The sequence below is a fragment of the uncultured Sphingomonas sp. genome (genome assembly GCF_946477935.1).
GTDB lineage: Bacteria > Pseudomonadota > Alphaproteobacteria > Sphingomonadales > Sphingomonadaceae > Sphingomonas.
Genome location: NZ_CAMLAC010000080.1, coordinates 1 through 15,071 on the forward strand (window position 1 = coordinate 1; position 15,071 = coordinate 15,071).

The following is a 15,071-nucleotide window of genomic DNA, read 5'->3' on the forward strand; positions in this document are numbered from 1 at the left end:
CGACTATCTCGCCCGCATGAGGCATGCATGACCCAGCCGATATCCCATGTCGTCATCGTCGGCGGCGGCACCGCCGGCTGGATGGCCGCCGCCGCCGCCGCCCGCTTCCTCGACGATGGCCAGCGCCGCATCACGCTCGTCGAATCCGACGCGATCGGCACAGTGGGCGTCGGCGAGGCCACGATCCCGCCGATCATCGGCTTCAACCGCCTGCTCGGTATCGACGAAAGCCGCTTCCTGACCGCCACCGGCGGCAGCTACAAGCTCGGCATCGAATTCGTCGGCTGGGACACCGGCAAGGATCTCTATTTCCACCCCTTCGGCCATCATGGTCGCGATTTCGACGGGCTGAACTTTCATCAGACTTGGTTGAAGCTGCGCGACCGCGACGGCATCGGCCCGATCGACGACTACGCCATGGCCGCCGCCGCCGCACAGGCCGGCACCTTCGCGCACCCTGCCACCGATCCCCGCTCGCCCCTGTCGGGCCTCGCTTACGCTTATCATTTCGACGCCGGCCGCTACGCCGCCTTTCTGCGCGCGCAGGCGGAGGCAGGCGGCGTCACCCGCATCGAAGGACGGATCAAACGCGCCGAGCGCGATCCCGCCAGCGGCCATGTCGCCGCGGTGGTGCTGGACGACGGCCGCCGCGTGGCCGGCGATCTCTTCATTGACTGCTCCGGCTTTCGCAGCCTGCTACTCGGTCAGGCGATGGAGGTGCCCTTTGTCGACTGGTCGCACTGGCTGCCCTGCGACCGGGCGCTGGCCGTGCCGACGCGGCGTACCGACCCGGTGCTGCCCTATACCCGCGCCACCGCACGCCCTGCCGGGTGGCAATGGCGCATCCCGCTGCAACATCGCACCGGCAACGGCCATGTCTATGCCAGCGCGTTCACCGACGATGCCGAGGCCGAGCGCCTGCTGCTCGCCAATCTGGATGCCGAACCGACCGACAGCCCACGCCGCCTGTCGTTCAAGGCGGGCCGCTACCAGCGCATGTGGGAAGGCAACGTCGTCGCACTCGGGCTGGCCGGCGGTTTCCTGGAGCCGCTGGAATCGACCAGCATCCACCTGATCCAGAACGGCATATCGAAGCTGTTCGCGCTGTTTCCCGACAAGCGCTTCACCGCGGTGGAGCGGGATCGGTACAACCGCTTCATGACCGATGCCTATGACAGCATCCGCGACTTCATCATCCTGCACTATCACGCCACCCGCCGCGACGACACGCCGTTCTGGCGCCACGTCCGCACCATGGCGATCCCCGACACGCTGGCCGAGAAGATCGCGCTGTTTCGCGAAAAGGGCCGCATCTTCCGCTATGACGACGAACTGTTCGCGGTCCCCAGCTGGGTCGCGGTGATGATCGGCCAGAACATCATCCCTGACGGCTATGACCCGATCGTGGACGCGTTGGACGAGGACCGGGTAGCCGACGCATTGCGGCAGATGCGGCGCGCCAATGCCACGTTGGCCCGCACCCTGCCCCCGCACGCCGCGGTGCTGGCCAAGGTCGCACAGGCCGGGCGATAGAATCAAAACCGGCGACGACGGCCAGGGAGGGGTGCCATCGTCGCCGGGTCCTGCGCGGCATGGGAGGATACCGCCGGAACGGGCCTGCCCCTCGCGTCCAAGGGAGGGAAACGCGAGGCAGACCCGAGGGGGGAAGATCAGGCGAGCGTCAGCCCGACATCGACATTGCCGCGGGTCGCGTTGCTATACGGGCAGATCTGGTGCGCGGTATCGACCAGCGTTTGTGCCACGTCCGGCGCGATGCCGGGCAGCGCCACGGTCAGGTCGGCGGTGATGCCGAACCCGCCGGCTGCGCGCGGGCCGATGCCCACCGTCGCCGACACCTGCGTGTCCGCGGGCACCGCGACCTTCAACTGCTGTCCCGCGACCTTCAGCGCGCCGATGAAGCAGGCCGCATAGCCGGCCGCGAACAACTGTTCCGGGTTGGTGCCCTCGCCGCCTGCGCCGCCCAGTTCCTTCGGAGTGGACAGCTTCACGTCGAAATTGCCCTCATCGCTGCGGGCATGACCATCGCGCCCGCCGGTGGCGGTGGCTGCGGTGCGGTACTTGACGTCGACCGACATCATGTTCTCCTTATCGGGATAATGCTTATCGTGATATCTATATAAGCGGCCGGGTTGGGCTTGTCCAGCGGAATATTTATCGCGATATCGAACCCGTTTAATCGAAGGATGATCGCCATGGCCGCGCCCGCACCGCTCGACAGCCAGTTGTGCTTCTCCCTCTATGCCACGTCGATGGCGATCAACCGGGCGTACAAGCCGCTGCTTGACGCGCTGGGGATCACCTATCCGCAATATCTAGTGCTGCATGCGCTGTGGGAGGAGGATGGCCGCAGCGTCGGCGCGATCGCGTCGCGCCTGGCGCTGGAATCCAGCACGGTGACGCCGCTGGTCAAGCGGCTGGAGTCGTCGGGACTGCTCGCCCGGACTCGAAACCCCCGCGACGAGCGTCAGGTTCAGGTCACGCTGACCCCGGCCGGATGGGACTTGCGCGACCGCTGCGGCTGTCTGGCGGAAAAGCTGATCGCGCAGTCGGGCATGACGCTGGAAGAACTGGGCGCGCTCAACGAACGCGTCCAGCATCTGCGCGACGCGCTTGCCGCCGGTGTGAAGGACGACGATTAGAGCCGTTTCCGACCGCTCTAACGCCGGGCCGCGACGTCCCGCGTCTTGCTCCGCCGCGTGGAAGGCATCATCGCACCGCGCAGCGCCGCCTCCATCATCCGCGGCCCTGACGGCGCCGTGCCCGGCACGCCGGTTCCCAGTCGATCATGCGCGCTGTGCAACTCCGCCAGCGCCAGATGTCGCGCCCGTGCGACGGCGCAGCGCGCCCGCCGCGCCAGGGCCCGCTCCTGCGCGGCACGCCGTGCGTGATAGCTGACGGGCGTGCCGTGCACACGCCCGCCCCGCATCGGCAGCAGCAGGCGGGCGATCCAGCGCAGCCAGGCAGGATGGCGGGAAACGGCCGAGGCACCGGATGGAGAGGCCGCCCCGGCCGACACGGTGTCAGAATCCGACCGGGCGGGTCCGCCCTGCACCGGTGACAGGATGGCCGGCGGCACGCGGGCCGAGCGGGACCATCGCTCGATATGATGCGGCCATCGGATCGGGGGGGGCGTATCCGGTGCCGGCCATCCTGTCCTCCTCCGTCCGGCAAGGGGTGGGGAGATCGCCGGACGCCACCATGGTCGCCCCCCGAATCCTAACGCGGCGTTCCCATGCGAGCATCCCGGAATATGTGTTTTGCGTGCGGCGGGACGCGGCATGATCCTGCCCGTTCGGCGCCGGGCGCGCAAGTTCACGCAATTCACGACAACCCCGTTCCGGTGGCGAATAGATCGGCATCGGGCGTTAAAACGCTGGAATGTTTCAGAAGTTCTACGCATGACGCGCAACGGGGAATGGTCGATCGGAAAGGGAGCCGATGATCCTGGCGACGGATGGCGCAGCGGCGCCTGCGGTGACTGCGGGCGAGCTCGTACGACAGTTCGGCACATGGCAGGCGCGGGCCGCGGCAGGGCCGGTGTTCATCACCCATCATGGTCGCACGCGGCTGGTGATGCTGTCGCTCGCGGCGTTCGAGGCGCTTGCGACCCGCCCCGGTGCCGATCACGTGGACACGCCCCCCGTATCGCATGTGCTGGAGCATCTGGAACAGGGTTTCCTGGCCCTGGACGGCGCGATGCGGGTGCGCGCGATCAACGCTGCCGCCTGTGGGTTCCTGATGGTCTCGGCAGAAGCCGTGCGCGGCCGGGCGCTTTCCTCGATCTGGCCGGGAATAGAGGATCGCCCGGGCTATGCCGCGCTGCGCCGGGCGGTGGCGTCGGGCGCCACGACGTGTCTGGAACTGCCGTCCTTCGCGCGGGCGGGGCGCTGGCTGCGGCTGCGCGCCATGCCGTTCGCGGACGGCTCGGCCTGCCTGTTCGATGACATCACCGACGCGCACGCCGCGCAACGCCGCAATGACGTGCGCGACGCGACGCTGGCCGCGCTGGCCGCGCACGGCGATGTCGGTCGCGCCGTGTTGTCGACGCGCGGCACCTTTGCCGAGGTCGACGCGGCATTTGCCGGTCTGGCGGGCTTCGCGCCGGACAAGCTGCACCAGGTCCGGTTGACCGACATCCTGCCGCTGTCGCTGCGCCGTGCCGCGGCCGACCAGGTGGAGGCGGTGTTGGCCGGTACGCTCACACCGACCTTCGCCACCCGTTTCCTGACGCGCGGCGGCACCGAGAAACCCGTTCGTCTGGCCCTTGCCCCGGTGCATGCGCACGGCGCCGTCACCGGCGCGGTGGTGATCGCCACCGCCGCTGAAGATTCATTACAACCCATTGATCTATAAAGTAGATCAACGAGATTTTCCCCGATCACCCGGCAACGATCACTATCCTGTTCCGTTGATCCACACGCCCGCTGATGGCCCACGGAGTGGATGCATGACCCAATTGGACAAACCCCGCGAAGGGCGTCACACGCTGGCGATCGGCATGGCGGCTGGCATCGCGATCGGCATCGCTGCCAATCTGGCCCGCAAGGCTGCGGTTCAGGCCCCTACCCTGCTCGCAGGCGAATGGGACAAGGCGCTCGCCGCCGAACATGCCGCTGCCCTTGCCCTGTTCGATGCGCTGGAGGGCAGCGACGCGAGCGACACGAAGCGCCGCACCGTGTTGCTCGCGCAGTTGAAGCACGCGATCGGCAAACATGCGCTGCAAGAGGAAAACGCGGTATATGCGATGATGCGCGACCGCGGCATGCCTGAGGCGGCGGACCATCTGAATCACGAACATGGCTATGTGAAACAGTATTTCTTCGATCTCGGCGAGATGGCCAAGGACGATCCCGCCTGGCTGCCCAAGCTGCGCGAGTTTCGCACGATGATCGAACAGCATATGCGCGAGGAGGAGAACGATCTGTTCCCCCGCCTGCGCGGCGAACTCTCCGAGGCGCAGAATGCCCATCTGACCCGCCAGATGAACAAGGAAGGGCTGAAACTTGCCTGATCCCCATCTCGACGACCGGGTCCGTGCCGCCGACGCCCGTGCGGAGCGCCGGGAACGCCACGAAGCCCCGATCATCCGCCGCTTCGCCGTCATCATCGCGGTCGTCTTCGTGCTCGGTGCCCTCACCTATGCCGGCATGATCTTCAGCCATGCCCGGCAGGAGGAACGCAGCGCGGCGAACGCCACCCAGGTCGCCACCCCGCGCGATCCGATGCCCGACCGGTAAGCGGCACAGGAGAGCGGATACCCCCGCCATCCGTACTGGAGCGGGGCGGGTAGTCGGCTCTACCCTGCCAGCATCCCACGCACCCGCTCCGCCAGCACGTTCATTGCGAACGGCTTGGTGATCATCGCCATACCCGGCTCCAGAAAGCCGGCGGCGGTGGCTGCGGTCTCGGCATAGCCGGTCATGAACAGCACCTTCAACGCCGGGCGCATCGTCCGTGCCGTCATCGCCACCTCTCGCCCGTTCCGGTCCGGCAGACCCATGTCGGTGACCAGCAGGTCGATTCGCGCGCTGCCTGCGAGCAGCGCCAGGCCGCTTTCGCCGTCGCCCGCCGACAAGGTGCGGTATCCCAGTTCCTGCAGTTCCTCCAGGATCAGCGCGCGCACCACCGCCTCGTCCTCGACCACCAGCACCACCTCGCCCCGGCCGGGGCGCGGCATCGGCTCTGTCGCGGGGGCATCGGGTACAGCGCCTACCGGCCCGTCATGGCGAGGCAGGTACAGCCGCACGCTCGTCCCCTCGCCCGGCGCGCTTTCTATCGTCGCCGTACCCTCGGACTGTTTGGCGAAGCCGTAGATCATCGACAGGCCGAGCCCGGTGCCGCGCCCGATCGGCTTGGTGGTGAAAAAGGGTTCAAAGGCGCGCGCGATCGTGTCGGCGTCCATCCCGGTCCCGGTATCGCCCACCCGGATGCACACGAACGCGCCGTTCTCGCGGGTGACGTTGCCGGTCTCGATGGTCAGGCGCCCCCCGCCTTCCATCGCGTCGCGCGCGTTGATCGCCAGGTTCAGGATCGCGCTTTCCAACTGGTTGGGATCGCACCGTGTCGCCCACAACCCGGCATCGAGATGCAGGTCCAGTGCGATCCGCTCGCCGATCGTGCGGCGCAGCAGGTCCTCCATCGATCCGACCAGCCGGTTGACCTCCACCGGCCGGGGATCGAGCGGCTGGCGGCGCGAAAAGGCGAGCAGCCGGTGGGTCAGCGATGCCGCCCGGCTCGCCGCGGTCGCCGCGGCGGTGACGAAGCGGTCCAGTTCCCCGGTCCGCCCCTGCGCCACGCGCCGCTCGACAATTTCCAGATTGCCGGTGATCCCTTGCAGCAGGTTGTTGAAGTCATGCGCGATGCCGCCGGTCAACTGGCCCACCGCCTCCATCTTCTGGCTTTGCCGCAACTGCGCCTCGGCGGTGGCCAGCGCGGCCGCCGCCTCGCTTTCGGCGGTCACATCGTGGCCGAAGCCGTAAAAAGTGCCGCCCTCCGGCACCGTCGTCCAGCGGATCAGCCGCCGCTCGCCCGACTTGGTGCGAAGCGTCGTGCGATAATCGTGCAGCGCCTGCCCCGCAGACAGGACCTGCACCCGCTCGCGCCATGCGCCCTCGTCGGCCTCCATGAAATCGGTGGTTCGCCGCCCGACCGACTCGGCATGCGTCCACCCCAGGGCGGCCGTCCAGGACGGATTGACGTTGGTGATGACGCCGCTGTCGTCGGTCACCACCTTCAGCACGGGCGACAAGGTCCAGATCCGCTCCCGGTCGCGCGCCAGCCGCCGCTCCTCAGTGATGTCGCGACCCACCGCATGGATGCGCCCGGCAGAGGGCACCGCGGTCCAGGCGAGCAGGCGATATTCGCCCCCCTTGGTTCGATACCGGTTCTCGAACGCCATCGTCGTCACGCCGTCGCTCAGCGTGGAGAGTTCGGCCCCGGTGCTGGCAAGATCGTCGGGATGGAGAAAGGCGCCCAGCGGCTGACCGACCAGCTCCGTCTCGGCCCAGCCCAGCATCCGCGTTGCGCTGGGGTTCACCGCGGTGATGATGCCCTCGAACGTGCATACCAGCAGCAGATCCTGCGAGATCGCCCACAGCCGGTCGCGATCATCCTGCAGGCGGCGCCCCGCCAGCACGCGCTCGGTCGTTTCGATCACCACCGCGACCACGCCGATCGGGCGGCCGTCATCATCCAGCGCGGGCGAATATTCCAGGTCGGTCCACAGCGCGCGCGGCGTACCGTCGCGCACCAGTATCAGTTCCTGGTCCTGATATGACAGCGTACCGCCGCCGTGATACACGGTCTGCATCACATGCGCGTTGAAGTCGGCGACCTCGTGCCATCCCTCCAGCACATTGGTGCCGAGCAGTGCCGGGTGGCGATCACCGGCAAAGCCGCGATAGGCGTCGTTGTAGATCATCACCCCGGTCGGACCCCAAAGGGTCACGATCGGCACCGGCGAGCGCAGTACGAAGGCCAGCACCGCGCGCATCGCCGCGGGCCAGGTCGCGATGGCGCCGATCGGCGTGGCATGCCACGCGAATGCGCCGATCCGCTCCCCCATCTCGCCGCCCCCGATCAGGAACGACGCATCCTCGCTGCTTGCCACCACCGTCACACCGTCCGCCCATGCAGCCCGCCTCCCCCGCTTATCGCAAGAGGGGATGACGATATTTCAAGCGCATAACCCCGCCCCATCGTCAAGGCTGCGAGGATGCGGGGCTATCCCGCGGGTAAAGGCGAAGGGGTCGGCGTCGCGGCCGGAGCCGGTGCCGCCGGCGCGGGCACCCCGATCTCCACCTCCACGCGCCGGTTGCGCGCGCGTCCCTCGGGATCGTCGCTGCCGTCCAGCTTCGCGTTCGGGGCGATCGGCCGCGCCTCGCCCAGCGCAATCGCCGTGATCCGCTCCTTTGGCACGCCCTGCTCGACCAGATAGTCGCGCACCACCTCCGCCCGTCGACGTGCGGTACGCATATTGTCCTCGTCCGACCCTTGCGAGTCGGAATGGCCGCGCAGCACGATCGGCCCGTCGCGCGTCTTCGCCTCCTCCGCCAGCGCATCCAGCGCCGCGCGCGCCGGCTCGTCCAGCGCCGCGCTGCGCGGGAAGCCGATCACCCGCAACAGCGGCTCGGGCGGGGCCTCGGGCTCCGGCGCCTCGGCCACCTCGGCATGAACCGCCGGGCGGATGATCGACTTCACCTCCCCCTCGGGCGTCGGGCTCGGCACGGCAAGGGGCGGGGTCAGCGTGTCGGCGGCATTCGCCGGCGCGGCGATGTTCGCCGGCTCGCCCTTTTCGCACCCCGCCAGCGACAGGCCCAGCAGGACGCACAATCCCAGCGGATGGCCCAGCGGATGGCGCAACATGGTCATACCCCTCCCCTTTGCGAACGATGATCCGGTCATGCGACAGCCTCCGCCTCGGCACCAGCCCCGTCGCGGCGCGGCTGCGGCGGCGCGTAGGACACGATCACGTCGCCCGCCACCGGCACCGGCCGGGTCGCATGGGTAAAGAAGCGCAACTGCCCGCCCGGGCGCAGCACCAGCAGCAGGTCCGCCTCGGCCGGCAGGGCGGCGCGCGCCGCGGCGAAGTCGAACTGCTCGCTGACCCGCGTCTTACGAAAGGTCCAGCCGGCCGCGGCCCGCGCCTCGATCTCGTCGATCCCGACCCCCGATGCGAACAGCGATCGCCCGCGCAGCGCTTCGGACAGGCCACGTTCGTCGGTTGCACTGTCGCCGCCGCCGCCGCCGAGCTGATACACCGCATCGCGCCCGATCTCGGGGGCGAACTCGCTGCACACCAGCGCGTTATACGCCTCGTTCGGGGTCGCCGCCGCCAGTGCCTGGAAGCGCCCCATGTCCAGATGCTCCTCGCTCGTCTCCGCCAGGATCTCGCCGTGAAAGGTCGATACCCCGTGCTGGCGCGCGCCGGCCAGCGCCCGCCAGTTGGCGTCGCTGATCGTCACCGCCACGTCCAGTTGCTGCAGGTGGCGCGCCAGCGCCAGACTCCACGGCGTCGCCCCCACGATCAGCAGCCCGCGCTGCCCGGTCGCCGTCACGCCCAGCCGCCGCGCGACCCAGCGGATGCTGAAACCGTGCGCGACGATCGTCGCCACCACCACCCCGAAGGACAGGGTGACCAGGATACCGCCGTCACCATAGCCCAGCGCCCCCAGCCGCAGCGCGAACAGCCCCGACATAGCCACCGCCACGATGCCGCGCGGCGCGATCCACGCGATCAGCAGCCGCTCGCGCCACGGCACCTTGGAAAAGGCCAGGCTGACCAGCACCGTCGCCGGCCGCACCAGGAACAGCAATGCCAGCAGGAACCCCAGGAACCGCCATTCGAACCGCCGCGCCACGTCCAGATCCAGCGACGCGGACAGCAGCACGAACACGCCCGAGATCAGGAGGACGGTGACGTTCTCCTTGAATGGATGCACGTCGCGCAGGCTGCTCAGCTTCATGTTGGCCAGCGCCACGCCCATCACCGTCACCGCCACCAGCCCGGTCTCGTGCTGGATCAGGTTGGACAGCACGAAGGTGACGATCACCGCCACGAACAGCACCGGCGCCTTCAGATGCTCGGGCACATGCCCGCGCGGGAACGACCATTTGATCGCCCAGGCCATTGCAAAGCCGATCACCCCCGCGACAAGGGCAGCGAACAGGATCGATGCGGTGACCCCGGCCAGCGATGCGCCGTCGCCCGAGCGGCGCAGATATTCATAGGTGATGACCGCGAACAGCGCGCCAAAGGGATCGTTGACGATCGCTTCCCATTTCAGGATCGCACGGGGCCTGGCCGCGATATTGCTCTGGCGGAGCAGCGGCAACACCACGGTCGGCCCGGTGACGACCAGGATCCCGGCGAACAGGATCGCCACCGGCCAGACCAGCCCGGCGATATAATAGCAGGCCAGCGTCCCCAGCACCCAGCCGAACGGCATGCCGATCAGGCCCAGGCGCATTACCGCGCCCTCGGTCTTGCGCAACTCGCGGAAATTCAGGCTCAATCCGCCTTCGAACAGGATCACCGCGACCGCGATCGACACGGCGGGCTCCAGCAGCGGGCCGAACACCTCGGCGGGGCGGATGAGCCCGGTCACGGGTCCGGCGATGATGCCGGCCGCCAGCATCAGGGCGATGCCGGGCCAGCCCGTCCGCCATGCGAGCCACTGGGCACCGACGCCAAGGGCGCCGATCAGCGCGATGGCCAAAGCGTAATTGTGCATGGAGAGCCGAACAGCACAGCCACCCGGCCACCGCAACCCGCAAGACCCAAAAAAGCGGGTGCCCGGCCGGGGTTCTGGCCGGGCACCCAGGAGGGGTCGGGATCAGAAGCTGCCGCGGATGCCGAACGTGATGGTGGTGCCGTTGAAGAAGGAATTGTCGCGCCGTGACTGGCCGTTACCCTTCTCCTGGTCGGGATTTTCGTAATAGGTGTAGAGGTTCTCGTTGGTGATGTTCAGCGCATCGATGCGCAGCTCGAACCGGTTGTTGATCTGGTAGCTGACCGTTCCGTCCAGGAACCCCTGCGGCGCGGTATAGACGATCTGGTCGTTGCCGTTGTTGACCGAGCTGTTGCCGGCCCGCGCACGGTAATTGTACGACCCGCGGATCGCGAACGGGCCCTTTTCGTAGAAGGCGGTGGCGCTGTACGAATAATCCGGCACCGTCGAAATGCCGACCGCGGTCCCCTGGCTGGTGACGAAGTCGTTGCCGTCGCGCCATACCTTGGTGAAGCTGCCCAGCACGCCCAGCCCGTCGAACGGCGCCGGCAGGAAGGTCATGCTCTGCTGGTACGACACCTCGATCCCGCTCAGGTCCAGCGTGCCCTGGTTCTGCACCGTGGTGACGTTGAACGGCTGGTCGGGCAGGATCGTGCCCGTGTCGCTGCCGGTCAGCGAACGGCGGTCGAACAGGTCCTGCGACAGTTGCAGCGAGCTGAACGGCACCCCGAAGATCGTCACCGCCTGCGGCGTGCCCTTCAGGCTCTTCTTGAACGCGCCCAGGCCCAGGATCGCGCCCGGCTGGAAATACCATTCCGCGCTGACGTCGTAGTTGGTGGAGGTCTGCGGCCTCAGCTCGGGATTGCCCACCGTCACATCGGGGTTGAAGCGGTTGGGAATGGCGATGCCGCTGGCGATGTCGACCAGCGCCGCGCGCGTGATCGTCTTGCCGGCGGAGGCGCGCACCAGCACCTTGGGGGTGATGTCCCACGCCAAGCTGAGCGAGGGCAGCCAGTTGCTGTACCCGCCCTCCCGCTCGCGGGGCTCGAACGCGCCGCCGCCTGCCGGCCCGTAATTGTTGATGGTGATGTCGGTATCGGCATAGCGGATGCCGACATTGCCGCGCAGGTCGCCGCCACCCAGCGGCAGCTTCATGTTCGCCTCAAAGAACGCGGCCTTCACCACTTCCTCGGCGCGGAAGGCGGAATTGAGCTGCACGGGCGATGCGGCATTGGCGCCGTTCGCATCCAGATACCCGTTGACGAAATCACGCGTGAAGGTCGCGAAGTTCGACGGATAGCCGGGATTGCCGCCGTTGCGCAGCGCCCCGAATGGCAGGAACGGAACCATGTTGCCGATCACGTCGATCGTCGCGAAGGTGCCGCCGCCGGGCAGGGTGCGCGTCCGCCCGATCGTGGTGCCGTCGCGGCGCTCGACCTCCTTGACGCTCGATACGTAGCTGCCGCCGAACAGCGCGGACCATTCCGCCCCGGCGAACTCGCCCGCATCCCATGTCGCCACCACGCGCCCGCTGCGCTGCTTGTCCACCTCGCGCGCCGATCCGAAGCCCAGGCTGGGATCGGTGAAGTTGCGCGGATTGGTGAAATCGACGGGCGAGCTGATCGTCGGATAGCTGACATTGCCCGTCGGGTCGAAGGTGGTGCGGATGCTGTAGATGTTGGTGACGATGCGGTTGCCGGTGGAGAAGGCGACGCTCTCGTTCAGATTGCCCTGCGCGGTCAGCTTCAGCCTGTCGGTCGCATCCCAGGCGACGCGCGCGATGCCGTATTTGAACTCGGTCTTGGCGTCGCGGTAGAAGCTTTCGGTCAGGATCGAGCTGTTGTCGAACGTGCCGTACAGGTTGTTGTACTGGTCGATCTTGACGTCGACCGGGATCAGGCCCGAATTGGTGCCACGCCCGGGCAGGCTGGTCGTGCCCGGCACGGTGCGGGTGTTGCGCACCGGCACGCCGAAGGTGAATTCGTCGTTCACGTCGGTGATGCGCGAATAGATGCCGTCCAGGCTCGCCTCGAACCGGTCGCTCTTATACTGCAGCGACGCGACGCCGCCCAGCCGCTTGCGCTCGTTGCTGGATGCGAACACGCGGTAGAAGCGCGGCAGGAAGGCGCCCGCGACCTGCTGGCGCGTCAGGCTGCCGAAATTGGCGCGCGGATTGTCCAGATCCAGCGCGAAGGGGAAGGTGCCGGTCGTGTTCGGCGGCGGTGCGGGGGTCAGGAAGCCGGGCGCCGCCAGCGTCGTGGAATTATACCCGCCCGTCGACTGGAAGCCGGAACGCTCGTTGACGTTCTGCGCGAAGGCCACACCGATCAGCGCGCCGAAATTGCCCCAGGTATCGCTCACCAGCAGCGAGCCGCGCGGCCGGAACTCGTCCGACTGGGTATTGTAGTTCTGCGCCAGATTGTAGCGGATCGTGCGGCCCTTGTTGTCGAAGGGGCGCGGCGTCTGCAGATCCACATTGCCCGAAATGCCGCCCTCTTCCAGATTGGCGAGCGGGCTCTTGTAGATGTCGACCCGGCCGAACAGCTCGGACGGGAACACGTCGAAGTTGAACGAGCGCCCCGAATTGCCGATGCCGCCGGTCGAGGTGGTACGCACCGGCGCGCCGTTGATCGTCGTGACAGAGAAGTTGGAGCCAAGGCCCCGGATGCTGATGTTCTGGCCTTCGTTCGACGCACCGTCGCGCGACAGGAACACGCCCGGGATACGTTGCAGCGATTCAGCGACGTTCGCTTCCGGGAATTTACCGATGTCCTCGGCCACGATCGAGTCGCGCACGCCGATCGCCTCGCGCTTCAATTCCAGCCCTTCGGCCAGACTGCGGCGGAAGCCGGTGACGACGATGTCGGCGCCCTCGGTGCCGGTGGCCCCGGCATCCTGCTGCGCCGCTGCGTCCTGCGGCGCCGCTGCGTCCTGCGGCGCATTCTCTCGCGTGGTCACATCCTGGGCGGCGGCCTCGGAGGTGTCGGATGCCGGCGACGTGGTCTGCGCGGCCGGCGGTGGATTGGTCTGTGCCGCCGCCGGCAATCCCGCCAGCAACAGCGCCATCGCGCCCGAAGATGCACCGATCAGCATCGCTGTTCTCACCTCACCCCTCCTCTTGTCACGGTATTCCGTTGCTGACGAGGTTTATCATACAAGTTTTCATGGCCGTCAATCATCGCTCTGACAAATTCGTTCCATATCCCCGTATATTACGCACGCAACGGCCCGCCACTCCCGTAATAGGTATGATGACGGTGTGTGCCGGACCACAGCCAGACGTCTCCCGTTCACACGGAAACGCCCGCATTTGCGATCCCGCCGTCCCGCCGCTAGGCGCCGGCACATGCAACGCCGCTGGCTCGCCATCATCGCGCTCTGGCTGCTCGGCGTCCTCGCCGCCGCGCAGCTCGCCAAATTCTCCACCATCGCGCCCGTGCTCCGCGCCCGATTCGCGCTGTCGCTGCCCGCCACGGGGCTGCTGATCTCGTTGCTGGAGGTCGGTGGCGGCGTGCTAGGCTTCGTCGCGGGGCTGGCGCTCGGCCGCATCGGCTATCGCCGGTCGCTGGTCACCGGGCTTGCCACGCTGGCGGGGTGCAGTCTGGTGGAGGCGCTTGCCACCACCCCCGCGCCCCTGTTCGTCGCGCGCGGGGTGGAGGGGATCGGTTATCTCCTCGTCGTCATCGCCGCACCGACCGCGATCGCCGCCATCGCGCATGACCATGACCGCCCCCGCGCGCTCGCCTTGTGGAGCAGCTTCGTGCCCGTCGGCGTCGCGGTCGGCGGCGCGGTGACGGGGATGGGCACGCATCTGCTCGACGCGACCGGCCTGCTCCTGCTCTGGGCGGCGCTGCTGGCGCTGGCGGTCATACCGGCGCTGCGCCTGCCGCTCGGCACCGCGGGCCCCCGCGGCATCGCGCTGCCTGCCCCCGCGGCGTGGATCGCCACCCTCGCCTTCGGCATCTACACGCTGTTCCTGTGCGCGCTCACCATGCTGCTGCCCACCTTCCTGACCGATATGCGCGGCGCCTCGCTCGCCACCGCCGGTCTGGTCGCGGCCTTCGCCTCGCTCGCGGCGCTTCCCGGATCGGCGATCGCGATCGCGCTGATGCGGCGCGGTGCGCTATCCCCGCGCGCGATGATGCGCATCGTCGTGCCCGCGCTGGCCGTCACCGCCCTGCTCGCGCCGTTGGTCTTCGCCGAGATCGGCGGCTGGGGCGCAGCGGCGCTTGTCGCGATCCTGGCGGTCGGCGCCAGCGGCCTCGTCTCGCCCCTCGTCTTCGCGCGCCTGCCCCTCCTCGCGCGTGCCGCCTCTGCCGACGATCCGCGCATCGCCACCGCCAACGGCCTTCTCACCCAATTCGGTGCGGGCGGCGCACTGATCGGCCCGCCGCTCGGCGGCCTCGTCGTCGGGCTATGGGGCTGGCCGGGTCTCGGCATCGCGATCGCGCTCCTGTCGCTCGCCATGCTGGCGACGATCGCGCTGGCCGAGCGCATCGCTGCCCGTCCCGCGCTTTAGCCGCCTCACGCAAATCTTGGCTGTCGCTGCCGGCACCATCCACTACATTGCCGCGATGAAGATCCGCTTTTCCTTCGGGGCACAGGTGTTCGTCGGCATGGCCACGGGCCTTTTGCTCGGCCTGCTCGCCCGGTCGCAGGGGCTGGCCGGCCTGGCCGAGGGCCTGCGCATCATCGGCGAGAGCTTCGTCCAGTTGCTCAAGGTGCTGGTCGTGCCGCTGGTCTTCACCGCGATCGTCGCCTCGATCGCGGCGCTGCGCGACCTGAGCAACGCGGCACGCCTCGTCGCCTCCACCTTCATCT

The 15,071-nt window shown here is 68.1% G+C and carries 13 protein-coding genes; 7 read left to right on the forward strand and 6 right to left on the reverse strand.

All coding sequences use genetic code 11. From position 1 onward, the window contains the following. Positions 1-27: 27 nt before the first annotated feature. On the forward strand, positions 28-1,533 hold the full coding sequence (locus tag Q0U08_RS10280; protein ID WP_298091367.1) for a tryptophan halogenase family protein: 1,506 nt from the start codon (positions 28-30) through the stop codon (positions 1,531-1,533). 137 nt (positions 1,534-1,670) lie between these two features. On the opposite strand, the gene Q0U08_RS10285 is transcribed toward Q0U08_RS10280, so the two are convergent. After that, complete coding sequence (locus Q0U08_RS10285) at positions 1,671-2,096, reverse strand: organic hydroperoxide resistance protein (RefSeq protein WP_298091357.1); 426 nt, start codon at positions 2,094-2,096, stop codon at positions 1,671-1,673. Positions 2,097-2,213: 117 nt separating this feature from the next. Between Q0U08_RS10285 and Q0U08_RS10290 the strand changes: the two genes are divergently transcribed. After that, positions 2,214-2,660 (forward strand): MarR family winged helix-turn-helix transcriptional regulator, encoded by a 447-nt coding sequence (locus Q0U08_RS10290; RefSeq protein WP_298091358.1) that lies wholly within the window; start codon positions 2,214-2,216, stop codon positions 2,658-2,660. 17 nt (positions 2,661-2,677) lie between these two features. Here Q0U08_RS10290 and Q0U08_RS10295 read toward each other — a convergent pair whose 3' ends face one another. Continuing rightward, positions 2,678-3,097, reverse strand: coding sequence for a hypothetical protein (locus Q0U08_RS10295; RefSeq protein WP_298091359.1), 420 nt, complete (start codon positions 3,095-3,097; stop codon positions 2,678-2,680). A 362-nt stretch (positions 3,098-3,459) separates the two neighbouring features. Here Q0U08_RS10295 and Q0U08_RS10300 point away from each other — a divergent pair, with 362 nt between their 5' ends. The 3 genes from Q0U08_RS10300 (at position 3,460) to Q0U08_RS10310 (ending at position 5,258) form a co-directional block, all read left to right on the forward strand. Further along, complete coding sequence (locus Q0U08_RS10300; RefSeq protein ID WP_298091360.1) at positions 3,460-4,374, forward strand: PAS domain-containing protein; 915 nt, start codon at positions 3,460-3,462, stop codon at positions 4,372-4,374. A 94-nt stretch (positions 4,375-4,468) separates the two neighbouring features. Continuing rightward, positions 4,469-5,032 carry a hemerythrin domain-containing protein gene (locus tag Q0U08_RS10305; RefSeq protein WP_298091361.1) on the forward strand — a complete coding sequence of 188 codons (564 nt, stop codon included), beginning with the start codon at positions 4,469-4,471 and terminating at the stop codon, positions 5,030-5,032. Further along, positions 5,025-5,258 (forward strand): hypothetical protein, encoded by a 234-nt coding sequence (locus Q0U08_RS10310; protein WP_298091362.1) that lies wholly within the window; start codon positions 5,025-5,027, stop codon positions 5,256-5,258. Before Q0U08_RS10305 ends, Q0U08_RS10310 begins: the two co-directional genes overlap by 8 nt. Before the next feature lie 59 nt (positions 5,259-5,317). Here the strand turns inward: Q0U08_RS10310 and Q0U08_RS10315 are convergent, their stop codons facing one another. From Q0U08_RS10315 to Q0U08_RS10330, 4 genes are all read right to left on the reverse strand, one after another. Next, positions 5,318-7,639, reverse strand: a complete 2,322-nt coding sequence (locus Q0U08_RS10315) for a PAS domain S-box protein (RefSeq protein ID WP_367271115.1) — start codon at positions 7,637-7,639, stop codon at positions 5,318-5,320. A gap of 104 nt (positions 7,640-7,743) precedes the next feature. Continuing rightward, positions 7,744-8,391: an OmpA family protein gene (locus Q0U08_RS10320; RefSeq protein ID WP_298091363.1), complete on the reverse strand. Its 648-nt coding sequence runs from the start codon at positions 8,389-8,391 to the stop codon at positions 7,744-7,746. 29 nt (positions 8,392-8,420) lie between these two features. Continuing rightward, complete coding sequence (locus Q0U08_RS10325; protein ID WP_298091364.1) at positions 8,421-10,253, reverse strand: sodium:proton antiporter; 1,833 nt, start codon at positions 10,251-10,253, stop codon at positions 8,421-8,423. 102 nt (positions 10,254-10,355) lie between these two features. Continuing rightward, positions 10,356-13,355, reverse strand: a complete 3,000-nt coding sequence (locus Q0U08_RS10330; RefSeq protein WP_298091365.1) for a TonB-dependent receptor — start codon at positions 13,353-13,355, stop codon at positions 10,356-10,358. A 241-nt stretch (positions 13,356-13,596) separates the two neighbouring features. Between Q0U08_RS10330 and Q0U08_RS10335 the strand changes: the two genes are divergently transcribed. Together Q0U08_RS10335 and Q0U08_RS10340 are read left to right on the forward strand one after the other, a co-directional pair. Continuing rightward, positions 13,597-14,769, forward strand: a complete 1,173-nt coding sequence (locus Q0U08_RS10335; protein ID WP_298091366.1) for an MFS transporter — start codon at positions 13,597-13,599, stop codon at positions 14,767-14,769. 55 nt (positions 14,770-14,824) lie between these two features. After that, positions 14,825-15,071, forward strand: a 247-nt coding sequence (locus tag Q0U08_RS10340) for a cation:dicarboxylase symporter family transporter (RefSeq protein ID WP_298091369.1), incomplete at its 3' end; no start/stop codon positions are given.

Coding starts and splice junctions, on each gene's coding strand:
- Q0U08_RS10280 (WP_298091367.1), top strand. CDS start 28: ATGACCCAGCCGATATCCCATGTCGTCATCGTCGGCGGCGGCACCGCC.
- Q0U08_RS10285 (WP_298091357.1), bottom strand. CDS start 2,096: ATGTCGGTCGACGTCAAGTACCGCACCGCAGCCACCGCCACCGGCGGG.
- Q0U08_RS10290 (WP_298091358.1), top strand. CDS start 2,214: ATGGCCGCGCCCGCACCGCTCGACAGCCAGTTGTGCTTCTCCCTCTAT.
- Q0U08_RS10300 (WP_298091360.1), top strand. CDS start 3,460: ATGATCCTGGCGACGGATGGCGCAGCGGCGCCTGCGGTGACTGCGGGC.
- Q0U08_RS10305 (WP_298091361.1), top strand. CDS start 4,469: ATGACCCAATTGGACAAACCCCGCGAAGGGCGTCACACGCTGGCGATC.
- Q0U08_RS10320 (WP_298091363.1), bottom strand. CDS start 8,391: ATGACCATGTTGCGCCATCCGCTGGGCCATCCGCTGGGATTGTGCGTC.
- Q0U08_RS10325 (WP_298091364.1), bottom strand. CDS start 10,253: ATGCACAATTACGCTTTGGCCATCGCGCTGATCGGCGCCCTTGGCGTC.
- Q0U08_RS10335 (WP_298091366.1), top strand. CDS start 13,597: ATGCAACGCCGCTGGCTCGCCATCATCGCGCTCTGGCTGCTCGGCGTC.